This window comes from Ralstonia sp. 25mfcol4.1, assembly GCF_900104095.1.
Lineage (GTDB): Bacteria > Pseudomonadota > Gammaproteobacteria > Burkholderiales > Burkholderiaceae > Cupriavidus.
The window spans coordinates 463,469-485,587 of record NZ_FNJO01000001.1; the positions used below are offsets into that span (position 1 = coordinate 463,469).

Below are 22,119 nucleotides of genomic sequence, written 5' to 3' on the forward strand. Positions count from 1 at the left end.
GTCACCGCATGTCCGTCTACGACACCCTTGCCAAACTCGGCGTGGAACTGCCCACCGCCGGCGCCCCGGCCGCTGCCTATGTGATGGCCGCGACCACCGGCAACACCGTCTTCCTGTCGGGCCATATTGCCCGCCGCGACGGCAAGCCCTGGGCTGGCAAGCTCGGCAAGGATATCGATACCGCCACCGGCCAGCAGGCCGCGCGCAGCATCGCCATCGACCTGCTGGCCACGCTGCACGGCCATATCGGCGACCTGAACAAGGTGAAACGCGTCGTCAAGGTGATGAGCCTGGTGAACTCCACGCCGGAATTCACCGAGCAGCACCTGGTGACCAACGGCTGCTCCGAATTCCTGGTCGAAGTGTTCGGCGAAAAGGGCAAGCACGCCCGCAGCGCCTTCGGCGTGGCGCAGATTCCGCTGGGCGCCTGCGTCGAGATCGAGATGATCGTGGAGATCTGAGGCAGTCCCCTGCCTGAACTGACGTACCAGACCGACCAGAAGTCATAGAGACATAGCCGGGCTTGCGGGCCCGGCCCCTGAATTCCCCACCACGAGACCAATCATGAAATGGGCCATCTCCCGCCGGGCACAGCAACTGACCAGCTCGGCCATCCGCGAAATCCTGAAAGTCACCGAGCGTCCGGAAGTCATTTCGTTCGCCGGCGGCCTGCCCTCTCCGGCGTCGTTCCCGGTAGCGGCCATGGAAGCGGCGGTGGCCCGTGTATTCGCCGATAACCCCCAGGGCGCGTTGCAGTACGCCGCCACCGAAGGCTACCTGCCGCTGCGCGAGTTCGTGGCCAGGCGGTACAACGTGGGTGTCGAACGCGTGCTGATCACCACCGGGTCGCAGCAGGCGCTGGACCTCATCGCCAAGATCATGATCGACCCGGGCAGCCCGGTGCTGGTGGAAACGCCGAGCTACCTGGGCGCGCTGCAGGCGTTCTCGCTGTTCGAGCCGGAATTCGTGTCGATCCCGTCCGACGAACATGGCCTGATCCCCGAGGCGCTGACGGCCGAACTGACCGCCAACGCGCGCTTCCTGTACGCGCTGCCGAACTTCCAGAACCCCACGGGCCGCCGCCTGCCGCTGGAGCGCCGCCAGGCGCTGGTCAAGCGCGCGCAGGAACTTGGCATCCTGCTGGTGGAAGACGATCCATACGGCGAACTGAGCTACACCGGCAACACGCTGCCGACGCTGCTGTCGATGAACCCGGACGGCGTGATCTACATGGGTTCGTTCTCGAAGATCCTGGCCCCCGGCATGCGCCTGGGCTTCGTGATCGCCCCGCCCGAGCTGCACTTCAAGCTGTGCCAGGCCAAGCAGGCATCTGACCTGCACACGCCGACCTTCACGCAGCGCATCGCCTACGAGACGGTCAAGGACGGCCTGCTGGAAACCCACATCCCGACGATCCGCGAGCTGTACGGCAAGCAGTGCGCCTGCATGCTGGACGCGCTCAAGCGCCACATGCCGGCCGGCGTGACCTGGAATGCGCCCGAAGGCGGCATGTTCATCTGGGTGGAGCTGCCGGAAGGCCTGAACAGCATGACGATCCTGGAAGAAGCCGTGCGCCGCAACGTGGCCTACGTGCCGGGCGCGCCGTTCTACGCCGGCAACCCGCGCATGAACACGCTGCGCCTGGCCTTCGTGACGGTGCCGCCGGAGCGCATCGAACAGGGGGTGTCGATCCTGGGCGAGCTGTTCCGCGAAGCCATCGCCAAGGCTGCCCCGCAACCACGCGCCGCCTGAGGATGATTGCCGACATGGATCTGGAAGAGCCGCAAACCATGCTGCGCATCTGGGGCCGCCTGTCGTCGATCAACGTGCAGAAGGTGGTCTGGTGCGCGCGCGAGCTGCACCTGGACCACGAACGCATCGACATCGGCAACCACAAGGGCGAGCTTGACGCCGAAGCATACGTCCGCCTGAATCCGAACCGGCTGATCCCGGTGATCGAGGATTTCCGCGACACCGACGTGGCCGGCGAGCCGTTCGTGCTGTGGGAGTCGAATGCGATCGTGCGCTACCTGTGCGCGCGCTATGGCGAAGACACGCTGTGGCCGTCGGACGTCAAGGCACGCGCATCGGCCGACCGCTGGATGGACTGGCAGACCACCACCTTCAGCCCGGCCATGGTGCAGGCCTTCCTGCAGATGGTCCGCATGCCCCAAGACCAGCGCGACCAGGCCGTGATCGACAAGTCGTGCGAGCGCACCGAGCCGCTGGCCAAGATGCTGGACGCCGCGCTGGCAGACCGCGAGTTCATCGGCGGCGACCGCTTTACGATGGCCGATATCTCGCTGGCCTGCGCCGCGCATCGCTGGATGGGCACGCCCGTCCCGCATGCGCCACGGCCCAACCTGGAACGCTGGCTTGCCGCCATGCGCGCCCGCCCGGCGGCCCTGAGCATCCTGGTACTGCCGCTGAAGTAGATCATTGCGCCTGCCTGTCGCCGTGGTTATGCGCTCCCCTCTCCCACAGCGTGGGGTTGGGGGAGAGGGCGGGCCTCTCAAGATACGGCGGCCGTTGTCAGAACCGCCGTGCCCTCTCCCCCAGCCCCTCTCCCGCCAGGCGGGAGGGAGCAATACCACTACACCAGCCCCAGCAACCCCGCCCCCGCACCGAGGGCCACCAGCAGCAGCGGGTGGATCTTCGTCTTCAGCATCAAACCCACTGTCAGCAGCGTCACCGCCACGGCCGTCCAGGTATGGTCGACGCTGGTGGCCAGCACCCATCCCGTGGACATCAGCAGGCCGATGGTCAGTGCCGACAGGCCGCGCTTGATCAGCACCGGCCAGACCGCGTGTGGCGCGCGTCCGGCGAAGTATTCGAAGCCCAGCGCGATCACGCTGGAAGGGCCGCAGATGCCCAGCATCGACGCGAACGCGCCACCCGCGCCGGCGACCTGCCAGCCAAACAGCGCCACGAAGAGGATGTTCGGCCCCGGCGACGCCTGCGAGATGGCGTAGAGCGCGGCGAACTGCTCGTCGGTCATCCAGTGGTTGGCCTCCACCAGATACCGGTGCATGTCGGGAATCACCGTGCCGCCGCCGCCCACGGCCAGCAACGACAGCATGCCGAAGTGGCCCAGCAGGTCGCGCAGGATGTCGGGCGATGCCATCATGCCCCCTTGCGCATGGCGCGGTATTCCAGCACCAGCGCCACGGGCACCAGCACGGCCATGACCGGCAGCAGCGGCCAGCGCAGCCAGCCGATGGCCAGGAACGCCGCCACGCCGACAACGAGGGCGCGCACCGAACGCGACTGGCTCTGCGCCAGCTTCACGCCCGTCGACAACACCAGCCCGGCCGCCACGGCCGTCATGCCGGCCAGCATCTGCCGCACCTGCGGCACGTCCTGGTAGCGCAGGTACAGGCCCATCGCGCACAGCACCACCACCATCGGCACGAACACCAGCCCGCTGAACGCCGCCAGCGCACCGCGCAGGCCGGCGAATCGCAGGCCCAGCATCAACGCCAGATTGATGACGTTCGGCCCCGGCAGCACCTGTCCGAGACTTAGTATTTCGACGAAATCACGATCGTTGAGCCAGCGATTGCGTTCCACCACCGAGCGCCGCACGAACGGCAGCACGCCACCGAAGCCGGACAGGCCCATGCGGGCAAACTCGAAAAACAGGGTACGGGCGGTAGGAGGCGGGGCGAGCGCCGGCTCGACAAGCAGGGGCGTGGAGGACATGACCGTGATGGTGATCGCCTGCCGTGCGGAATGGGCAGGGTGCCGACATGGTACGGCAGATACTCGCCGCCGGGCTGGCGCGAGGCATCACGAAACGGCAAGAGGGGGTCGCGGTTGGCGATGGCAGCCCGGATGACTGGTGACCGGGAGTCCCCCTCTCCCATCCATGGGACAGGGGTTGGGGGAGAGGGCGTTGAGGTTCTGCTTGCCGACCAGTGACAAGTTGAATCGCCTGCACTCTCCTCGGCCACTCTCCCGCGTGCGGGAGAGGGTAGCGAACCCGCAGGGGTTCGGACTGGGGGGTCGGACTGGGATAGTTCTTGCGCGTCCGCTTACTCCGGCGCCTTCACCGGTTCCAGTTTCACATCCTTCAGGCGCGGCTCGATGGCCTTGCCCTTGCGGGCGCGCTTGCCCACGTAAGGCAGCAGCGTCTTGCCGGCCAGCTTCTGCGGCGGCAGCTTGCCACCGCGCACGCCGGTACCCGAGATCATCAGGCCAGGCGCGCCCACCGGCACGGCCTGTTCCAGTGCCTCCTTCGGCTCCAGTTCCATGAGGATCACGCCGCGGCCGCCGGCCGACAGCACCTTGACCTCGTCGAGCCCCACCAGCAGCAGGCGGCCGTTGGCCGAGAAGCACGCCACATGCGTGGCCTCGTCGCCGACCGGCGCCGGCTGCAGGATGGCGTCGCCGTCATCGAGCGTGATGAACGCCTTGCCGCCCTTCTGGCGGCTGATCATGTCGCCGACCTTCGTGACAAAGCCATTGCCGCCAGCCGTGGCAATCAGCATGCGCTGCTCGGCGCCGCCAGCGAACGTGTGGGCGATCTGCGAGCCCGCGGCCAGGTCGATCAGCGTGGTCACTGGCACGCCATCGCCCCGCCCGCCCGGCAGGCCGGACACGGCCACCGAGTAGACGCGGCCATTGCTGCCGAACGCCAGCATGGTATCGACGGTGCGGCACTCGAACGTGGCGTACAGGCTGTCGCCGGCCTTGAAGGTGAACTGCGACGGATCGTGGCCGTGGCCCTGGCGCGTGCGCACCCAGCCCTTGCCCGACATGATCACCGTCACCGGTTCGTCGATCACCTTCACCTCGGCGGCGGCACGCGTGGCTTCCTGGATCAGCGTGCGGCGCGGATCCTTGTCTTCGGGGCTGTACTGCTTGGCGTCCTGCTCGATCTCCTTGATGATCTTGCGACGCATCATGGTCTCGGACTTCAGCAGCACGTCCAGTTCGGCCTGCTCGTCTCGCAGTTTCGCCAGTTCCTGTTCGATCTTGATCGCTTCCAGGCGCGCCAGCTGGCGCAGGCGGATTTCCAGGATGTCTTCGGCCTGCCGGTCGCTCAGGCGGAACGCCTCGATCAGCGCGGGCTTGGGATCGTCGCTTTCCCGGATGATGCGGATGACCTCGTCGATGTTCAGCAGCACCAGCATCCGGCCTTCCAGGATATGGATGCGGTCTTCCACCTTGTTCAGCTGGAAGCGCGTGCGGCGGGTGACGGTGGCGAAGCGGAACGCGATCCACTCGCGCAGGATTTCCTGCAGGCCCTTCTGGCGCGGCCGCCCGTCGGTGCCGATCATCACCAGGTTGATCGGCGCGCCCGATTCCAGGCTGGTATGCGCCAGCAGCGTCTGGATGAACTCCTGCTGGTCGGTGTTCTTGCTCTTGGGCTCGAACACCAGGCGCACCGGGGCGTCCTTGCCCGATTCGTCGCGCACGGCGTCCAGCACGGCCAGCATCGTGGTCTTGAGCTGGGTCTGCTCGGGCGTCAGCGCCTTCTTGCCGGTGCGGATCTTCGGGTTGGTGATTTCCTCGATTTCCTCGAGCACCTTCTGCGCCGACGTGTTCGGCGGCAGTTCGGTCACCACCATCTGCCACTGGCCGCGCGCCATTTCCTCGATGGTCCAGCGCGCGCGCACCTTCAGGCTGCCGCGGCCGTTCTCGTAGATCTGGGCGATTTCGGACGCAGGCGAGATGATCTGGCCGCCGCCCGGATAGTCGGGGCCCGGCATGATCGCCAGCAGTTCGGCCAGCGAGATGTTCGGATTGCGGATCATCGCCACCGCCGCCCCAGCCACCTCGCGCAGGTTGTGCGGCGGGATTTCGGTGGCCATGCCCACGGCGATGCCCGATGCGCCGTTCAGCAGCACGAACGGCAGGCGCGCCGGCAGCAGCTTGGGCTCTTCTTCCGAACCGTCGTAGTTGGGCAGGAAGTCCACCGTGCCCATGTCGATCTCGTCGAGCAGCAGGCGCGAGATCGGGGTCAGGCGGGCTTCGGTGTAGCGCATGGCCGCCGCGCCGTCGCCGTCGCGCGATCCAAAGTTGCCCTGGCCGTCGATCAGCGGATAGCGCAGCGAGAAGTCCTGCGCCAGGCGCACCAGCGCGTCATAGGCCGACTGGTCGCCGTGGGGGTGGAATTTACCCAGCACCTCGCCGACCACGCGGGCCGACTTCACGGGCTTGGCGTCGGCGCGCAGCCCCATCGCCGCCATCGCATAGAGAATGCGGCGCTGCACGGGCTTCTGGCCGTCCGCCACCTCGGGCAGGGCACGCCCCTTGACCACGCTCACGGCGTAATCCAGGTAGGCGCGCTCGGCGTACCGCGCGAGCGTCAGCGAATCGGCCGGCTCTTCGGGCCGAAAAGTAGTATCTGCTTGATCCATGGTTGGCAAGGGTTCGGCATGCCGGGCGCGGGCGCCGGACATCCCGCTTGTTTGCGGTCAGCGTGGGATTCTAAAGGAAGTGGATGACGATGCCGCCGGAAATAGCGCCCGAAAACCGGCCAGACGGCATCAGGGCATCGGCCGGCGCCCGCCGCCGATCACCATGCGCACGCGGTCTGCCGCCACGCCGGTACGGATCACGCCGCCCGCCGCCGGCTGGTACAGACGGTAGAACTCCAGCACGGTGCTCACGTACTGGCGGGTCTCGGGGTAAGGCGGGATCTGGTTGTTGTAACGCTGCACCGCGCCTTCGCCGGCGTTGTACGCAGCCAGCACCAGTTCCAGGTTGTTCGGGAACAGCTCCATCAGGAAGCGCAGGTAGCGCACGCCGGCCGAGATATTCAGCTTCGGATCGGCCAGCTTCTGCTCCACCGTCCGGCGGCCGTCCGCGGCAATGCCGAAGCGCGTGCCGGTATCCGGAATGACCTGCATCAGCCCGATGGCGCCCTTGGGCGATACGGCCGCCGGGTTGAAGCCGCTTTCCACGGCCATCACCGCCTTGACCAGCGCGGGGTCCACGTTCTGGGCCTCGGCCACCTTCGCGATGATCGGATCGACCGTGCGCAGGTTCGGGTGGTTGAGCAGGTACTGGAACAGCTTGTCGCGCGACGGGCTGGTCTTCTCCGGCAGCGTGATCACGCCGCGGTGGCCAAGGTTGCCCGAATCGAACTGGCCGCCGTCCTTCATGAACAGCTTGTAGCGGTCGTCGAGCTTCGTATCGGCGAAATGGGCCACGCCCTCGCCGTCGATATAGCCCCACAGCGCCGCGTGGGCCGGCGCGGCGATGCCGAACGCGCCGAGCACGGCCAGCGTGCAGGCCAGGCGCTTCGCCTGTGCCCGGATCCGCCTGATCCGCTGTTGCCCTGCTCGTTCCTGCATCGCACGTTCCTCCAGATCTGGCGCCGTCAGATGTCGGCCACCACCTCGTTACCCTTCTCTTCGAGCCAGGTTCGGCGCTGCGACGCCTCGCCCTTGCCCATCAGCATGTTCATCATGGTGACGGTCTGCGGCAGATCGAATTCGCCCAGCGCCACCGGCAGCAGCCGGCGGGTGTCCGGGTTCATGGTCGTTTCCCAGAGCTGCTCGGCGCTCATCTCGCCCAGGCCCTTGAAGCGCGAAATCTGCCACGCGCCGTCCTTGACGCCGTCCTTGAGCAGCTTGTCCTGGATGGCCTCCAGTTCGCCCTCGTCCAGCGCGTAGAGTTTCTGCGCGGGCTTCTTGCCGCGTGCCGGCGCATCGACGCGGAACAGCGGCGGACGCGCCACGCAGACATGGCCCAGGTCGATCAGCTTCGGGAAGTGGCGGAAGAACAGCGTCAGCAGCAGCACCTGGATGTGCGCGCCGTCCACGTCCGCGTCGGACAGGATGCAGATCTTGCCGTAGCGCAGGTTCGACAGGTCGGGTTCGTCGTCCACCCCGTGCGGGTCCACGCCGATGGCCACGGCGATGTCATGCACCTCGTTGTTGGCGAACAGGCGGTCGCGCTCGGTTTCCCAGGTGTTCAGCACCTTGCCGCGGAGCGGCAGGATGGCCTGGAATTCCTTGTCGCGGCCCATCTTGGCCGAACCGCCAGCCGAATCGCCCTCCACCAGGAAGATTTCGTTGCGGGTGACGTCGGTCGATTCGCAGTCGGTCAGCTTGCCGGGCAGCACGGCCACGCCGGAGCCCTTCTTCTTTTCCACCTTCTGCGCGGCCCGGGTGCGGGCCTGGGCCTGGCGGATCACCAGCTCGGCCAGCTTCTTGCCGAAGTCGACATGGTGATTCAGCCAGAGTTCCAGCGCCGGACGGCTGAACGTGGACACCAGGCGCACGGCGTCGCGGCTGTTCAGGCGCTCCTTGATCTGGCCCTGGAACTGCGGGTCCAGCACCTTGGCCGACAGCACGAACGATGCGCGTGCGAACACGTCCTCGCTCATCAGCTTGACGCCCTTGGGCTGCAGCGAGTGCATCTCGATGAAGCTCTTCACGGCCAGGAACAGGCCTTCGCGCAGGCCGGACTCGTGCGTGCCGCCGGCCGGCGTGGGAATCAGGTTCACGTACGACTCGCGCACCGGCGCCCCTTCCTCGGTCCAGGCGACCACCCACGAGGCGCCCTCGCCTTCGGCAAACCCTTCTTCGCCGGCGTTCTTGTCCGGGTCGGCAAAGTGCTCGCCCTCGAACATCGGGATCACCAGCTCGGCGCCGCTGCCCTGGGCCAGGGCTTCCACCAGATAGCCCTTCAGGCCCTGCTCGTATTGCCAGACGGTCTGCTCGCCGGTCTTTTCCAGCACCAGCGTGACTTTCACGCCGGGCAGCAGCACGGCCTTGGAACGCAGCAGCCGCTGGAGTTCGGCCATCGGAATGGCGGCCGAATCGAAATACTTCGCGTCCGGCCACACCTGGACGCGCGTGCCGTTCTTCTTTTCGCCGCGCTCGATCTTGCGCGATGCCAGTGGCCTGGTGACTTCGCCGCCGTGCTCGAAGGTCAGCGTCGACTGCGAGCCGTCGCGCCAGACGGTGACGTCCAGCCGGGTAGCCAGCGCGTTGGTGACAGACACGCCCACGCCGTGCAGGCCGCCCGAGAACGCGTAGGCGCCGCCCTTGCCCTTGTCGAACTTGCCACCCGCGTGCAGGCGCGTGAAGACGATCTCCACCACGGGCACGCCTTCTTCCGGGTGAATCCCCACCGGAATGCCGCGGCCATCGTCCTCCACGCTGATGCTGCCGTCCTTGTGGAGCGTGACCAGGATCTCTGTGCCGTGGCCGCCCAGCGCCTCGTCTGACGCGTTGTCGATCACCTCCTGCACGATATGCAGGGGGTTGTCGGTACGGGTGTACATGCCGGGGCGTTGCTTGACCGGCTCCAGGCCCTTCAGGACCCGGATGGAAGATTCGCTGTACTGACTGGTTTTGCTCGCCATGGAGTCGATACGGATATTGGTCTTGCCGGCCGTCGGCGGCCGGGATGCGCTGCATTGTAATGGATGGCCGCGGCAGCCATCCTTTTTGAAAAGCCCCGGAAATTCGTAGTCCGGCACAATTCCGGTGCCCGGCTTACACTAGGCGCCGACCCCCACGGCGCCCCCCGGCGTCACCCGATCACCGGCGGCACGCCGGCGGCAATTCACAAGAAAACAAGACAAAACAATACAGACAATACCGAGCCCGACATGACCGATCGCAAACTATCCCTGACCACCGTGCTCGTGTGCGGCGGCCTGCTCGTCACGCTTTCCATGGGCATCCGGCATGGCTTTGGCCTGTTCAACATGCCGATCACGCAGACGCACGGCTGGAACCGCGAGACCTTCGCCTTTGCGCTGGCGCTGCAGAACCTGATGTGGGGCGCCAGCCAGCCGATCACGGGCGCGCTGGCCGACAAGTTTGGCGCGGTGCGCATCATGATCGCCGGCGTGGCGCTGTACGTGGCCGGCCTGGTCGTGATGGCGCTGGCTACCAGCGGCACGGCGTTTGCCACCGGCGCCGGCGTGCTGATCGGCATTGCGCAGTCCGGCACCACCTACAGCGTGGTCTACGGCGTGATCGGCCGCGTGGCCAGCGCCGAAAAACGCGTCTGGGCCATGGGCATTGCCGCCGCGGCCGGGTCCTTCGGCCAGTTCCTGATGATTCCGGTGGAGCAGACGCTGATTTCGACCACGGGCTGGCAGAACGCGCTGTTCATCCTGGCCTTCCTGGCGTGCTTCATGCTGCCGCTGGCCCTGACGCTGCGCGAGCCGAACATGGCCGCCAGCACCGCCGGCCACCAGCAGACCATTGGCGAAGCCACGCGCGAGGCGTTCGGCAACCGCAACTTCCAGTTGCTGACTCTTGGTTATTTCGTGTGCGGGTTCCAGGTGGTGTTCATTGGCGTGCACCTGGCGCCCTATCTGAAGGACCGGGGCCTGGTCGACGTGAAGATTGCCACGGTGGCGCTGGCGCTGATCGGCCTGTTCAACGTATTCGGCACCTACACGGCCGGCGCCATGGGGCAGCGCATGCCCAAGCGCTACCTGCTGTCGTCGATCTATATCGCCCGATCGGTTGTGATCGCCGGCTACCTGATGCTGCCGCTGACGGCATGGAGCACCTGGGTCTTTGCCGCGCTGATGGGGTTCCTGTGGCTGTCCACCGTGCCGCTGACCAACGGCATCATCGCGCAGGTGTTCGGCGTGAAGTACCTGTCGATGCTGTCGGGCGTGGTGTTCTTCTCGCACCAGATCGGCAGCTTCCTGGGCGCCTGGCTGGGCGGCTACCTGTTCGACCGCACCGGCAGCTACAACATGGTGTGGCTGCTGGCGATAGGGCTGGGCGTGCTGGCCGCGCTGGTCAACCTGCCGATCCGGGAGCAGGCGCTGGTGCGCCCGCAGCCGGTGGGAGCCTGAGATGAGCTGGGCGCGCGGTGCCGGCTACCTGGCCCTGGCAGCGGTGCTGACGCTGGGGTTCCTGGCCTACCTGCGCCCGGCGTTCATGGTCGACCTGACCAACATGGTGCTGGCGTGGTGCGGGTGAGGCCGGCCTGGTGCTGACCTGTTCCCCGCTCGCGCCATGCGCGAGAGGGGGCAAACCGTGGCGCAGGCTTCAGGCGCCCTCGCCTTTGGTCTTCTTTTCCAGCACTTCCCAGCGTTCCAGCGCCTCCAGCAATTCCATCTCGATCTCGTCGTGGCGCGAGGCCAGTTCGGCGGCGCGCGCCGGGTCGGTGGCGTACAGCGAACCGTCCGCCAGCTGGGCGCCAATGGTCTTCTGCTCGGCCTCCAGGCTCGACATCCGCTCCGGCAATCCATCCAGCTCGCGCTGTTCCTTGTACGACAGCTTGACCGTGCGGTTGGCGCCGCGTGCCTCGCGCGTGCTGGCCTTGGGGGCCTCGCCCGCCTTGGGCTCGGCCCTGGCGGACTGCAGCGCCTGGGCGCGTGCCGACTGCTGTTCCCAGTCGGAATAACCGCCCACCGATTCGCGCCACAGTCCATCGCCTTCGGCGGCGATCGTCGACGTAACCACGTTGTCCAGGAACGCGCGGTCGTGCGATACCAGGAACACCGTGCCGCTGTAGTCCTGCAGCAGTTCTTCCAGCAGCTCCAGCGTGTCGATGTCGAGGTCGTTGGTCGGTTCGTCCAGCACCAGCACGTTGGCCGGCCGGGCGAACAGGCGTGCCAGCAGCAGGCGGTTGCGCTCGCCGCCGGACAGCGACTTGACCGGCGACCGTGCGCGCTCAGGCGCGAACAGGAAGTCGCCCAGATAACTCATCACGTGCTTGCGCTGGCCGTTGACTTCCACCCAGTCGCTGCCCGGGCTGATGGTGTCGGCCAGCGACTTTTCGAGGTCCAGCGCCGAACGCATCTGGTCGAAGTACGCCACTTGCAGGTTGCTGCCGTTGCGCACCGTGCCGGCATCGGGTGCCAGGTCGCCCAGGATCAGCCGCAGCAGCGTGGTCTTGCCGGCGCCATTCGGGCCGATCAGGCCGACCTTGTCGCCGCGCATGATGGTGGCCGAGAAATCGCGCACCACCGTCTTGCTGCCGTACGACTTCGACACATCGACCAGTTCGGCGACGATCTTGCCCGAGCGGTCGCCCTGCGACACTTCCAGCCTGACGTTGCCCTGCACCTCGCGCCGCTGGGCGCGTTCGTCGCGCATGGCGTGCAGCCGCTGCACCCGCGCCACGCTGCGCGTGCGGCGTGCTTCCACGCCCTTGCGGATCCACACTTCTTCCTGCGCCAGCAGCTTGTCGAACTTGGCCTGCTCCACGGCCTCGTTGGCCAGCAGTTCGGCCTTGCGGGTCTGGTAGGCGGCAAAGTTGCCGGGGAACGACAGCAGCTTGCCCCGGTCGAGTTCGACGATGCGGGTGGCCACGCGGTCCAGGAACGCGCGGTCATGGGTAATCAGCAGCACGCTGCCGCGGAAGCCCAGCAGCAGGTCTTCGAGCCAGCGGATGGCTTCGACGTCGAGGTGGTTGGTCGGTTCGTCGAGCAGCAGGATATCGGGCTCGGCCACCAGGCCCTGCGCCAGCGCCACGCGCTTCTGCAGGCCGCCGGACAGCGCGTCCACCCGCACGTGCGGGTCCAGGCCCAGGCGGGCCAGCGTGGTTTCCACGCGGGTGCGCAGTTGCCAGGCATCGGCGGCGTCGAGTTCGGCCTGCACGCGGTGCAGTTCGGCCAGCGTGGCCTCGTCGTGATGGGATTCCAGTTTGGCCAGCGCCGCGTCGTAGCGCAGCAACAGGTCGTGGGCGGCGCCCATGCCCTGGCTGACCGCATCGAACACGGTCAGGCCGGGCTCGAATTGTGGCTCTTGCGCAACATAAGCCGATGTCACGCCGCTCTGGCGTGCAATCAGGCCGTCGTCGGGTGCGGACGCGCCCGACACAATCCGCAGCAGCGAAGACTTGCCCGTGCCATTGCGGCCGATCAGGCCTACGCGTTCGCCGGCTTCGAGCGAGAAATCGGTATGGTCGAGCAGCGCCACGTGGCCAAAGGCCAACTGGGCATCGGTAATGGAAAACAGGGCCATGGTTGCGAGGAAGGATAAGCGGCGCCCGACCGGGAGTCTGGCGCGAAGGCAGGCCCGAATTGTAGACGACGCCGGCGCCCCGCCGTTGCCAGCCAAGCCGGGTCCGGCCGGCGGACGCAAGCGGACGGACAAAAAGAAAAGGCCCGTTCGCCTGAACGGGCCCCAAGAGTCTCTCCTCGGTGCCCTGCTCGCAAGGCACGTCTGAAGCATAGCCAGCGGCGCGAAACACCAGAAGTCGGACAAATCCGTAAGGGAAAATCCTCGTCAACCTGCCCAGCCCCGAAGCGTTGCGTGCCGGGAACGTTGAGCCCGCGCACTAACGGCGGCTGTTGTGCCGAGATGGGCGCCCGTGGAACAATCCGGAGCATCGGAATTCTCCGAAATTCTCGACAAGCAGCAAAGCACAACGACAGCGGTACCCAGTAGCAGTCATAGAGCCGGACCCATCCGGCCAGCAGCGGCGCAACGCGCCGCCGGGGTTGTTCCTAGAAATATTTTTCGACGGGTGTCATTCATGACCAATTCGGGCCTGCCGCGCCGTGCCTCGCTACGAGGCATGGCGCCTGTCGTACTTTCCCTAGCCACGCTGCTCTGCCTGCCTGCCGCACCGGCCGCGCAGGCGGCCATGCCCAACTCAGTGGTGCTGCGCATCCAGCAGACCGGGGCCATCCGCATTGCCCACCGCGAAAGCTCGGTGCCGTTCTCGTTTGTCGTGGACGGCAAGCCGATGGGCTACGCCGTGGACCTTTGCCTGAAGGTGGCCGACGCCGTGCGCACACAGCTCAAGCTGCCGCAGTTGCGCGTGGAATGGGTGCCGGTGACGCCGGCCTCGCGCATCCCGGCCATCGTCGATGGCAAGGCCGACCTGGAATGTGGATCGACCACCAACAACCGCGAGCGCCGCGACCAGGTGTCGTTCACCATTCCGCACTACATCGCCGGCAGCCGCATGCTGGTCAAATCGGACTCGGGCATCCGCAAGTGGGGCGACCTGCGCGGCAAGACCGTGGTGTCCACCACCAAGACCACGCCGCTGGAAATGCTCCGCAAGATGGACGAGGCGGGCGCCATGGGCTGGAAGGTGGTGGAGGCCAAGGACCATGCCGAGGCCTTTGCCATGGTCGAATCCGGCAAGGCCGACGCCTTCGTGATGGACGACGTGCTGCTGTTCGGCCTGCGCGCCAACGCGAAGAACCCCGCATCGCTGGCCGTGACCGGCGACCTGCTGACGATCGAACCGTACGCGGTCATGCTGTCGAAGCACGATGCCGAGTTCAAGAAGATCGTGGACAAGGCCATGGTCGCGTCGATCTACGACCAGGAAACCCAGAAGCTGTACCGCAAGTGGTTCCTGCAGCCGATCCCGCCGAACGGGATCACGCTGGACATCCCGATGAGCTACCTGCTGCGCGACTCGTTCAAGTTCCCCAGCGACAAGGTGGCCGACTGAGGCCACTGAGGTCCGCTGAGGTTCGCTGAGGTCCGCTGAGGTTCGCTGAGGCCGATCATCGGATCGGCCGCCCCTCCAACCGCCTGACCGCCCGGACCGCCTGACCGGCTCGCTGCGCGTCGGGCCGTCCCCTCTCAGGGCCTGCGCACCGGCCTGCGCGGGAGGGCACAAAACCACCCCTCCCCCCGCTCCCATGCGAAGATACCGGCCCGTTCCGTACTTCGCATGCTCCGTCGATGACCCCCGTCCACGCCCCGAAGCTGTCCGACCTTTCCGTTTCCACGCTGGTGGCCGGGCTGATCGCCCTGCTGACCGGCTACACCAGTTCGCTGGTGCTGATGATCCAGGCCGGACAGGCGGCGCACCTGACCGAACCGCAGATTTCGTCATGGATCTGGGCGTTGTCGATCGGCATGGGCGTGACCACGCTGGGGCTGTCGCTGGCCCTGCGCGTGCCGATCGTGGTGGCCTGGTCCACACCCGGCGCGGCGCTGCTGATTGCCAGCCTGCCCGGCGTGCCCTATGCCGAAGCGATCGGCGCCTTCCTGATGGCCGCGCTGCTGATGACGGCGGCCGGCCTGACCGGCTGGTTCGACAGGCTCATGAAGGCGCTGCCGGCCAGCATCGCGTCGGCCCTGCTGGCCGGCATCCTGTTCCGCATCAGCGTGGATGTGTTCGTGCAGGCCCAGTACCAGACGGTGTTGTTGCTGGGGATGTTTGCCACCTACCTGGTCGGGCGGCGCTGGTGGCCGCGCTATGCGGTCCCGGGCGTGCTGGCCGTGGGCGTGGCGCTGGCCGGCGCGATGGGCCAGTTGCACTTCGAGCAGCTGCATTTCGCGGTGGCGCTGCCGGTGTGGACCACGCCGGCGTTCTCGCCGGGGGCCTTCGTCAGCATCGCCGTGCCGCTGTTCATCGTGGCCCTGGCGTCGCAGAACATTCCGGGCCTGGCCGTGCTGCGCGCCGATGGCTACCGCGTGCCGGCCAGCCCGCTGATCGCCGTGACCGGCATCGCTTCGGCCATCCTGGCCCCGTTCGGCTCCCATGGCATCAACCTGGCGGCCATCACCGCCGCCATCTGCACCGGCCCGCAGGCCGATGCGGACCCGCGCCGCCGCTACATGGCGGCCGTGGTGTGCGGCGTGGGCTATCTGGTGATGGGCGTGATGGCGGCCAGCATCGCGGCGCTGTTCGCGGCCTTCCCGAAGGCGCTGGTGGTGGCCGTGGCGGCCTTCGCCCTGCTCGGATCGATCGCCAACGGGCTGACCGTGGCCATGCAGACGCCGGCAGAGCGCGAGTCGGCGCTGCTGACGTTCATGATCACGGCATCGGGCATGACGCTGGCGGGCGTGGGGTCCGCCTTCTGGGGCGTGGTCGGAGGCATGCTCGCGCTGCTGGTGCTCAGGCCGCGCGAGCCGAAGGCGGCCTGATCCGGGGGCGTGCCGGCGCTGCCCACCCCCGCTGCCGCGGCCCCGGCTCAGAGCAGCAGGAACGCCACCTCGGCCGAGCTGATCTCGGTCACCGGTACGCCCCTGCGCCGCTGGAACAGCACGTGTTCCAGCACCCGGTCGCGATGCTCGGCAAACACGGCCGGCTCGAAGCGCAGCGCAGCCGTGCCGTAGTGCTCGGCCAGCAGCTTGTAGACGCGATGCCGGACCAGCAGCATCTCGTTGTCGGCCTGCAGCCGCGTCATTTCGGTGGTGTGGTCTTCCTCAAGCTGGCGCATGCTGACCACCACGCGCGCGTGCATGCCTCGGTAGCGGTCGATCTCGGCGTGCGCGCGGCGCAGTTCCTCGCGCAAGGCGCGCAATTCCTGCTGCACCTTGAGATTGTGCTGAACGCCCCGCTGGATGCGGGTCGCTTCCTCCAGTGCCTGGTCCGCGGCGGCGATCGTGTTCTGCCAGACGCCCTCGGCGGGTTCGGTACGGTGGTCGGACGCTCCCTCGACGTCCGCCAGCCGCGTGATGACAGGCCATACCGTGGCCGCATCCAAATCGGTCTTCATACAGCTCCCCATCAATCCCGTCTCACCGCGTCCCGCCACCGGCGCATCGTTTTTGGGTGCCGGCATGGTCAGGCCACTGGTTTCTTTGTCGCCGCGACTTTTATTGTTGGCCGCCTCGGTTTTCTTCCCCGGGCAGCTATGGCGTACACGTTGCATTCAAGACTGGTATCGGCTTTGGCACAACCACCGCGAGGGAGGGTAATCCAACCGCCTGAAACCCGCATGCAGACTGGATTGTGGGCATTTTCGGCACCGTTTTGCAGCCCCCATTTGAGTGCATCTTGCATAATGGTGTGCCCAGGCGCCTTAATGGTCGCTTTTCGCGTATTCCAACGCTGTTCCCCCGCATTTCCGCCCCTGCCATGAACGGATATCTGCTACTTGCTCTCGCCATCGTCGCCGAAGTGATTGCCACGAGCAGTCTCAAGGCCGCCGAGAATTTCACGCGCCTCTGGCCCAGCGTGCTGGTCGTCGTCGGCTATGTGGCCGCGTTCTGGCTTCTGATGCAGGTGATGAAGACCGTGCCGGTCGGAGTGGCCTACGCGATCTGGTCGGGCGCGGGCATTGTGCTGGTGACGCTGATCGCCGTGGTGCTGTACCGCCAGGTGCCCGATCTGGCCGCCGTGGTTGGCATCGCGCTGATCATCGCCGGGGTGGCGGTCATCCAGCTGTTCTCGAAGATGAGCCACTAGGCGAGCCGCCGCAGCCCTGCCGGCGCTCAGGTCTTGGGCGGCAGCGTGCGCAGCAGGCGGTTAAGTTGGACCAGCGTCTCGCACTCGTCGGCCTTGCGCTTGCGGCGCTCGTCGACGATGTCCAGCAACGCCCGGATCTGCCCATTCTTGGCCTCGCAGGCGTCCTTGCCGTCCTTAGGACAAACCACATCGATCTCGCCGCGCAGGCTTTCCTGGACGATATCGACCAGCGCCGTGCAGCCGGACGTGTCGTTCAATGCCGGATCGGACGCAGGCTGCACCGCCACCGCAGGGGCGGCGGCCGTCACGGCCAGCGCGAAAAACCAGCGCAGAGACGTCCGGAAAAGAGGCATGGATGGGCAGATTTGGGCAGACAGCGCCACCGCGGTTGCGGCGTGCGGGCTACATGATAGCCGTTTGTTGAAATCGGCCTGAAGAAATCGGCAGCTTCGCGCACATGGTCGCGCGCAAATGAAACAGGCCACGCCGTGGCCTGTGGTCGGACGGCCCGGACGGCGCAACGTGCGCCGTTGCGGGTGCCAGCGCGCGCAGCTCTACTCATTCGTCCTCCGGTCATTTCCAGCATATGTCCTGGCGGGAAAGGCGAATGTCGGCCGCTAGTCCGACCCGCGGTGGGGGACGCTCATACAGGGAATCGGGAACTGGGAACTGGCGCACCGCGCGCCGGCGTCGCGGGATGATGTCGCCGGGCGACTGCAAGGTGGGTGGTCCCGTCGACAGGAATCATAAAAACGGCGTTTTGCCGCTATATATCAGCGGATTTTCGACTGTGATTTTCCACAGTGCCACAAAAATCCGAGCATGCCCTTCTAAGCCCTGCCAAGAGCTACAACATAGAGGAGGTCTAGCACGTCACAGTCTGTCAGACGCTAACCGATGGCGATGGTCCGGCGGCACAGCATTTCCGGGCGAGGCCGCATCCCCGCGCGCGCCTCGCTTCTTTCCGCTTAGCCAGTGCAGCCTATCGTATGGGACCTGAGACCCGGCTTCGCTCTCAAGACAAGCCTTACCGCCTCCATAGCGGCCGCTGGCACTCCGTGCCCGCGTCGACGCCCATGACCTTCGCCCAACCTAGGCAATAGCGGTAGTTACGGTCAGAGAGACCAACCCACGCAACTAGAACGACCGCGGCCACAGTTGCAAAGATCGCGCGCGCGGAGATCCGATCGATCAAGTCCAGCATGCACTTCCCTCCAGGTTAGCGGTTACATATGCACCGGGCTTTTCGAATCAAAGTCGTCAACGAACGATACTGCGGTACCCAGTTCCAGAAGCTTGGATGGTTCGATCCGGAAGTTGCGTCGTAACGGTCAGCCTGGCGCCGGACTTTATCGCCTCGGCGGCCAGCTCCAGAACCAGAGGCGCCGGCAGCGGCCCGGGTCAGCCGCAGGTCGTTGCCGTTCTTGATAATAGACAAAAGTACGGAAAATGATGCCATGTGCTCGTCCAGTGATTTGGCATGGATCGTAGCACGCCACGAGAAATGCTCCAGCCTTGGGCTGGCGTAGAATCGCGGGTTTTGCCCCATCCCGCATGTCCCATGCTGAATAGTTCGACCAGACCCGCACATTCCACTGGCTTCCGGTCTGATATTAATGGCTTACGAGCTGTCGCCGTGTTGGCGGTAGTCCTGTATCACTTTCAGATTCAAGGCTTCCGAGGTGGGTTCGTGGGCGTAGATATCTTCTTCGTCATTTCCGGATTTCTGATGACGCAGATTATCTGGAAAGGACTGTGGTCAGACACGTTCCGCTTCCGTGCGTTCTACGCATCACGCGCGCGACGGATCGTGCCCCCTCTGGTCACTGTCGCGCTTGCAACGATGCTCTTCTGCGGCGCGTTCCTGATGCCCGGGGAATTCAAGAAACTGTCTGCTCAAGTCCTGAGTTCCCTGTCCTTCGTCTCGAACCTGCTCTTTGCATCAGAAGCTGGGTATTTCGATTCCGGGGCCAGCACCAAGTGGATGCTTCACACGTGGTCGCTGTCTGTGGAATGGCAGTTCTACATCCTGTATCCCGTCGCCCTGTTTGCCCTGTATCGATCTCCGTGGCGACAACACGCATCCAAAATACTTGCAGCGGCCGCTCTCGCTTCTATAGCGCTGTGCATTTGGATGACCCGAACCACGCCATCCAACGCCTTCTACCTACCGTACACCCGTTGCTGGGAGTTCCTGGCAGGTGCCATGGTCTATTTTCACGCCACCAAGTTACGCGGCATTCCGCTTAAGACGGAAATCGGGATTCTGTTGATCATCGGATGCGTGGTCGGTTTCGATCACAACCTTGCTTTTCCAGGGTACTGGGCCATTCTGCCGGTGGCAGCCTCCACGCTGATCATTGCAGACGCTCGTGTTTCCGGCATGCTGCGCAATTGGCCCGCGCAGGTGATTGGATCAATCTCCTACTCGCTCTACCTATGGCATTGGCCAGTGGTCGTGGCACTCGCCTATTTTTCCGCATCAACCGGCTACCGATATATAGGTCTCGCTGGAAGCTTCATAGCGGCATGGCTGTCCTACCGATTCATCGAATCACGATTTCAGAGAAAGGTATCTGCAGACCGCACTGCGGTCCGGCATCCTTTGGCTTTGCCCGCCTATCTGCTCGTCACCATCGGAGTGACCGCCGTCTATTTGACACAAGGTATGCCGATGCGAGCCTCGAACGGCAATGGTGCAATGGTCGTGCGCAATGAAGCGCTGAGTCAGGAATGGAAATACCCCAAAGGGTGCGGCTCTGTCGCTACCGTCACCGGCACAGCAACGGTGAAATACTGCTCACTCGGCCCCGTCGGCGCTAACAAAGTGCTGGTATGGGGAGACTCCCACGCCGAACACCTTTACCCAACATTCGAGGACATTGTTGCACAAGGGAATAATGCAGGACGCCAAATAGTATTCGGAACCTACGGCGGGTGCATGCCGGTGCGCGGATTGGATAGGCCGAAATCTCAAGGCGGCCTGCAGTGCGCCAACTTCAACGAACAGGTCTTTGAGTACGCAAGCCGACTCGATATAGATGCTGTGGTGATCAGCAGCGTTTGGACAGCATTCTTTCCGCCCACCGTCTACGACGGCCGAGACAATGCGCTGCCGCCGATATGCACTGCCGGGAAGTGTGACCGCTTCCCCACGCTGGCAGCCTCATATGATTTTGTTCGACACCATTTGACAAGCGATGTGGGCTCGTTGGTCCGTGCAGGAAAGCAAGTCACAATTATGCTGCCGGTACCTGTGTATCCGGCAGCCGTTGCTGATACTTTGGCCAAGGCACAATGGACGAACCACGCGGTTGATCTTCACCAGACACTGGATCAACACAAGGCATATACGGCGGATGTTCGAGAGATGCTGCAGATAGTAGCGCGCGACACAGGCGCACAGCTTCTCGACCCCTCCGCAACTCTCTGCCCGAACACAATGTGCCAGTACGAGAAGGGTGGCATCAGTCTGTACAAGGATCGAAATCACCTTGCACCAGATGCCGCACGGGCGCTGGTTCCATTGATTGCCACTTCTTTCCAACGACTCACCGGTTCACCCACGTCTTCAGCGTCGACGCAGTAACGGCTAGGCATACCTGAATTGCTAACCGATCCTCGATCAGTGCAGAGTGACTTCGCCCGCAGGCTGTCCAGCGATGTGGGCGGCGTCAGCTGTCCGCTCGCCCGGGAGGAAAAGGCATTGGAGACCGTACTGCGGAATAGCCAGTGGTCCTACCTGGCTCCCCTACGCGGCATCAAACCGCTGTGGCGCGAGCTGCGCGAGCCTCAGTACCGACTGAAGAAGGCCGGCGCCGAGCGCTTGAAGGATGGATCGATTGCCAAAAACCCCCAACACTTGGGGCCGCTGACATTCGAGGGGCGCCTAATGGCCCTGGATCGCATTCTTGCCATCCAGAACGAGTGCAATGCTGCGGCCCGCGCGCAGGGCCGGCCAGAGATCAGCCTGATCGACGCCTGGGAAGAAACGCGCATACGCGAGCTGATCGCATTGGAAACTTGGCCGCACGGAGGGGACGGAAATGAGCCGACCCGGTGACACCGTTATGGAACTGTCTACCAGAACGGAGCTGTTCAGCCATTGCTGTTCGGAGATGCACGGTAACACCACATGCGCTCGACGCCAGTGTGGGCGCGGCCGGTGGCCATCGCGTTGACTGTAGCACAGCAATAGGAGGTAGCTTCACCCTAACCGTTGTTCACAAAGCCCCCACCGTCCAACACGTTCGTCGAGTTGATAGAGAACATGTACGTGAAAGCCTGTTGCCGCCAGTCTTGGCGAGCCTTTTCTGCAAACTTCGCGCGATGAGCATCAAAGGCCATTTGTATGTCGGTGTCTGGCCCCAGCATCGTCAGAGCGGACGCACTTGCAATGCCTGCATAGTTCCAAGTCTTATCCCCTTGATGCACCGTAACGGTGAACTGTATTTTGTCGCCCTTGACATGCTCACTGTGGATTGTCGTCGTGGTGGTTTGATCCATGGCTCGCTCCCCGTTCGCCCCAATTCAGGGCAGGAATCCTAGCACGAGAGCGATACGCAAATTTCCGGCCACGGCCCTATCCATCCGCCAGCCTTGGGCTTGGCTGATCGTCAACGGCCACAAGGACATCGACAACGGACTTGGGCCACACGGTTCCGTGGGCCAGTGCTGATCCACGCGGCCAAGGGCATGACGCGGCTCGAGTACAGCGCGGCGGCACTGGTCTTCCGGCAGGCCGGAATTCGGCAGTACTTCCCGCGCGCGGAGGAACTGCAGCGCGGCGGCATCGTGGACGTGGCCGAGGTCGCCGGCTGCGTACCGCCAGAGCGGCGGACGTCCTACTGGCACATGCTGGGCTGCCACGGCGTCGCGCTGCGTGGCGCTCAGCCCCTGACTTTTACGCCGCTGGCCGGCCGCCTGGGCTTATTCGATGTGCCCGCCGACGTTTTATCCCCATTATTCGGAACCAATAATTTTCCATGAAACACCTAATCCAGACCAACCTCGGCGGCGAAGCGGGCTGCGTACTGTCCGACTGCGAGCAGTACCAGTACAGGCTCTGGC

At 65.0% G+C, this 22,119-nt stretch carries 20 protein-coding genes; 11 read left to right on the top strand and 9 right to left on the bottom strand.

Annotated features, from left to right (window positions below):
* Positions 1-8: 8 nt before the first annotated feature.
* From BLQ58_RS02085 to BLQ58_RS02095, 3 genes are all read left to right on the top strand, one after another.
* Positions 9-461 (top strand): RidA family protein, encoded by a 453-nt coding sequence (locus BLQ58_RS02085; protein WP_092594326.1) that lies wholly within the window; start codon positions 9-11, stop codon positions 459-461.
* 103 nt (positions 462-564) lie between these two features.
* Entirely contained in the window at positions 565-1,752 is a 1,188-nt protein-coding gene (locus BLQ58_RS02090; protein WP_092594327.1) for an aminotransferase-like domain-containing protein, read from the top strand.
* A 38-nt stretch (positions 1,753-1,790) separates the two neighbouring features.
* The gene (locus tag BLQ58_RS02095; RefSeq protein WP_092594575.1) at positions 1,791-2,435 is read left to right on the top strand and encodes a glutathione S-transferase family protein; all 645 of its coding nucleotides are present in this window, start codon (positions 1,791-1,793) and stop codon (positions 2,433-2,435) included.
* A 158-nt stretch (positions 2,436-2,593) separates the two neighbouring features.
* Here the strand turns inward: BLQ58_RS02095 and BLQ58_RS02100 are convergent, their stop codons facing one another.
* From BLQ58_RS02100 to BLQ58_RS02120, 5 genes are all read right to left on the bottom strand, one after another.
* A complete protein-coding gene (locus BLQ58_RS02100) occupies positions 2,594-3,124 on the bottom strand; it encodes a chromate transporter (protein WP_092594577.1) in 531 nt (176 codons plus the stop codon).
* Positions 3,124-3,702, bottom strand: coding sequence for a chromate transporter (locus tag BLQ58_RS02105; RefSeq protein ID WP_092594328.1), 579 nt, complete (start codon positions 3,700-3,702; stop codon positions 3,124-3,126). The genes BLQ58_RS02100 and BLQ58_RS02105 overlap by 1 nt, the downstream gene beginning before the upstream one ends.
* A 332-nt stretch (positions 3,703-4,034) precedes the next feature.
* Complete coding sequence (parC, locus tag BLQ58_RS02110) at positions 4,035-6,365, bottom strand: DNA topoisomerase IV subunit A (protein ID WP_092594579.1); 2,331 nt, start codon at positions 6,363-6,365, stop codon at positions 4,035-4,037.
* A gap of 129 nt (positions 6,366-6,494) precedes the next feature.
* Positions 6,495-7,304: a lytic transglycosylase domain-containing protein gene (locus BLQ58_RS02115; RefSeq protein WP_092594329.1), complete on the bottom strand. Its 810-nt coding sequence runs from the start codon at positions 7,302-7,304 to the stop codon at positions 6,495-6,497.
* A 26-nt stretch (positions 7,305-7,330) separates the two neighbouring features.
* Positions 7,331-9,325, bottom strand: a complete 1,995-nt coding sequence (locus tag BLQ58_RS02120) for a DNA topoisomerase IV subunit B (protein ID WP_092594581.1) — start codon at positions 9,323-9,325, stop codon at positions 7,331-7,333.
* 249 nt (positions 9,326-9,574) lie between these two features.
* Here BLQ58_RS02120 and BLQ58_RS02125 point away from each other — a divergent pair, with 249 nt between their 5' ends.
* Positions 9,575-10,786 (top strand): MFS transporter, encoded by a 1,212-nt coding sequence (locus BLQ58_RS02125; protein ID WP_092594330.1) that lies wholly within the window; start codon positions 9,575-9,577, stop codon positions 10,784-10,786.
* A 1-nt stretch (position 10,787) separates the two neighbouring features.
* A complete protein-coding gene (locus BLQ58_RS29645) occupies positions 10,788-10,913 on the top strand; it encodes a hypothetical protein (RefSeq protein WP_302847620.1) in 126 nt (41 codons plus the stop codon).
* Between the two features lie 69 nt (positions 10,914-10,982).
* Here BLQ58_RS29645 and BLQ58_RS02130 read toward each other — a convergent pair whose 3' ends face one another.
* On the bottom strand, positions 10,983-12,905 hold the full coding sequence (locus tag BLQ58_RS02130; RefSeq protein WP_092594331.1) for an ATP-binding cassette domain-containing protein: 1,923 nt from the start codon (positions 12,903-12,905) through the stop codon (positions 10,983-10,985).
* 514 nt (positions 12,906-13,419) lie between these two features.
* Between BLQ58_RS02130 and BLQ58_RS02135 the strand changes: the two genes are divergently transcribed.
* Together BLQ58_RS02135 and BLQ58_RS02140 are read left to right on the top strand one after the other, a co-directional pair.
* Positions 13,420-14,355: an amino acid ABC transporter substrate-binding protein gene (locus BLQ58_RS02135; RefSeq protein ID WP_092594332.1), complete on the top strand. Its 936-nt coding sequence runs from the start codon at positions 13,420-13,422 to the stop codon at positions 14,353-14,355.
* 236 nt (positions 14,356-14,591) lie between these two features.
* Positions 14,592-15,782 (top strand): benzoate/H(+) symporter BenE family transporter, encoded by a 1,191-nt coding sequence (locus BLQ58_RS02140; protein WP_092594333.1) that lies wholly within the window; start codon positions 14,592-14,594, stop codon positions 15,780-15,782.
* 47 nt (positions 15,783-15,829) lie between these two features.
* On the opposite strand, the gene BLQ58_RS02145 is transcribed toward BLQ58_RS02140, so the two are convergent.
* A complete protein-coding gene (locus BLQ58_RS02145) occupies positions 15,830-16,357 on the bottom strand; it encodes a hypothetical protein (protein ID WP_092594334.1) in 528 nt (175 codons plus the stop codon).
* 347 nt (positions 16,358-16,704) lie between these two features.
* On the opposite strand from BLQ58_RS02145, the gene BLQ58_RS02150 reads away from it, so the two are divergent.
* A complete protein-coding gene (locus BLQ58_RS02150; protein ID WP_343655402.1) occupies positions 16,705-17,049 on the top strand; it encodes a DMT family transporter in 345 nt (114 codons plus the stop codon).
* A gap of 26 nt (positions 17,050-17,075) precedes the next feature.
* Here BLQ58_RS02150 and BLQ58_RS02155 read toward each other — a convergent pair whose 3' ends face one another.
* Complete coding sequence (locus BLQ58_RS02155; protein WP_092594336.1) at positions 17,076-17,402, bottom strand: hypothetical protein; 327 nt, start codon at positions 17,400-17,402, stop codon at positions 17,076-17,078.
* A 1,208-nt stretch (positions 17,403-18,610) separates the two neighbouring features.
* Here BLQ58_RS02155 and BLQ58_RS02160 point away from each other — a divergent pair.
* Complete coding sequence (locus tag BLQ58_RS02160) at positions 18,611-20,638, top strand: acyltransferase family protein (protein ID WP_175459818.1); 2,028 nt, start codon at positions 18,611-18,613, stop codon at positions 20,636-20,638.
* Between the two features lie 117 nt (positions 20,639-20,755).
* Complete coding sequence (locus BLQ58_RS02165; RefSeq protein ID WP_217635951.1) at positions 20,756-21,112, top strand: hypothetical protein; 357 nt, start codon at positions 20,756-20,758, stop codon at positions 21,110-21,112.
* Between the two features lie 149 nt (positions 21,113-21,261).
* On the opposite strand, the gene BLQ58_RS02170 is transcribed toward BLQ58_RS02165, so the two are convergent.
* A complete protein-coding gene (locus tag BLQ58_RS02170) occupies positions 21,262-21,555 on the bottom strand; it encodes a hypothetical protein (protein ID WP_092594338.1) in 294 nt (97 codons plus the stop codon).
* 189 nt (positions 21,556-21,744) lie between these two features.
* Here BLQ58_RS02170 and BLQ58_RS02175 point away from each other — a divergent pair, with 189 nt between their 5' ends.
* A complete protein-coding gene (locus tag BLQ58_RS02175; protein ID WP_217635953.1) occupies positions 21,745-22,038 on the top strand; it encodes a hypothetical protein in 294 nt (97 codons plus the stop codon).
* The last annotated feature ends 81 nt before the right edge of the window (positions 22,039-22,119 follow it).

Coding starts and splice junctions, on each gene's coding strand:
- BLQ58_RS02085 (WP_092594326.1), top strand. CDS start 9: ATGTCCGTCTACGACACCCTTGCCAAACTCGGCGTGGAACTGCCCACC.
- BLQ58_RS02090 (WP_092594327.1), top strand. CDS start 565: ATGAAATGGGCCATCTCCCGCCGGGCACAGCAACTGACCAGCTCGGCC.
- BLQ58_RS02095 (WP_092594575.1), top strand. CDS start 1,791: ATGCTGCGCATCTGGGGCCGCCTGTCGTCGATCAACGTGCAGAAGGTG.
- BLQ58_RS02100 (WP_092594577.1), bottom strand. CDS start 3,124: ATGGCATCGCCCGACATCCTGCGCGACCTGCTGGGCCACTTCGGCATG.
- BLQ58_RS02105 (WP_092594328.1), bottom strand. CDS start 3,702: ATGTCCTCCACGCCCCTGCTTGTCGAGCCGGCGCTCGCCCCGCCTCCT.
- parC (WP_092594579.1), bottom strand. CDS start 6,365: ATGGATCAAGCAGATACTACTTTTCGGCCCGAAGAGCCGGCCGATTCG.
- BLQ58_RS02115 (WP_092594329.1), bottom strand. CDS start 7,304: ATGCAGGAACGAGCAGGGCAACAGCGGATCAGGCGGATCCGGGCACAG.
- BLQ58_RS02120 (WP_092594581.1), bottom strand. CDS start 9,325: ATGGCGAGCAAAACCAGTCAGTACAGCGAATCTTCCATCCGGGTCCTG.
- BLQ58_RS02125 (WP_092594330.1), top strand. CDS start 9,575: ATGACCGATCGCAAACTATCCCTGACCACCGTGCTCGTGTGCGGCGGC.
- BLQ58_RS29645 (WP_302847620.1), top strand. CDS start 10,788: ATGAGCTGGGCGCGCGGTGCCGGCTACCTGGCCCTGGCAGCGGTGCTG.
- BLQ58_RS02130 (WP_092594331.1), bottom strand. CDS start 12,905: ATGGCCCTGTTTTCCATTACCGATGCCCAGTTGGCCTTTGGCCACGTG.
- BLQ58_RS02135 (WP_092594332.1), top strand. CDS start 13,420: ATGACCAATTCGGGCCTGCCGCGCCGTGCCTCGCTACGAGGCATGGCG.
- BLQ58_RS02140 (WP_092594333.1), top strand. CDS start 14,592: ATGACCCCCGTCCACGCCCCGAAGCTGTCCGACCTTTCCGTTTCCACG.
- BLQ58_RS02145 (WP_092594334.1), bottom strand. CDS start 16,357: ATGAAGACCGATTTGGATGCGGCCACGGTATGGCCTGTCATCACGCGG.
- BLQ58_RS02155 (WP_092594336.1), bottom strand. CDS start 17,402: ATGCCTCTTTTCCGGACGTCTCTGCGCTGGTTTTTCGCGCTGGCCGTG.
- BLQ58_RS02160 (WP_175459818.1), top strand. CDS start 18,611: ATGCTGAATAGTTCGACCAGACCCGCACATTCCACTGGCTTCCGGTCT.
- BLQ58_RS02170 (WP_092594338.1), bottom strand. CDS start 21,555: ATGGATCAAACCACCACGACGACAATCCACAGTGAGCATGTCAAGGGC.
- BLQ58_RS02175 (WP_217635953.1), top strand. CDS start 21,745: ATGACGCGGCTCGAGTACAGCGCGGCGGCACTGGTCTTCCGGCAGGCC.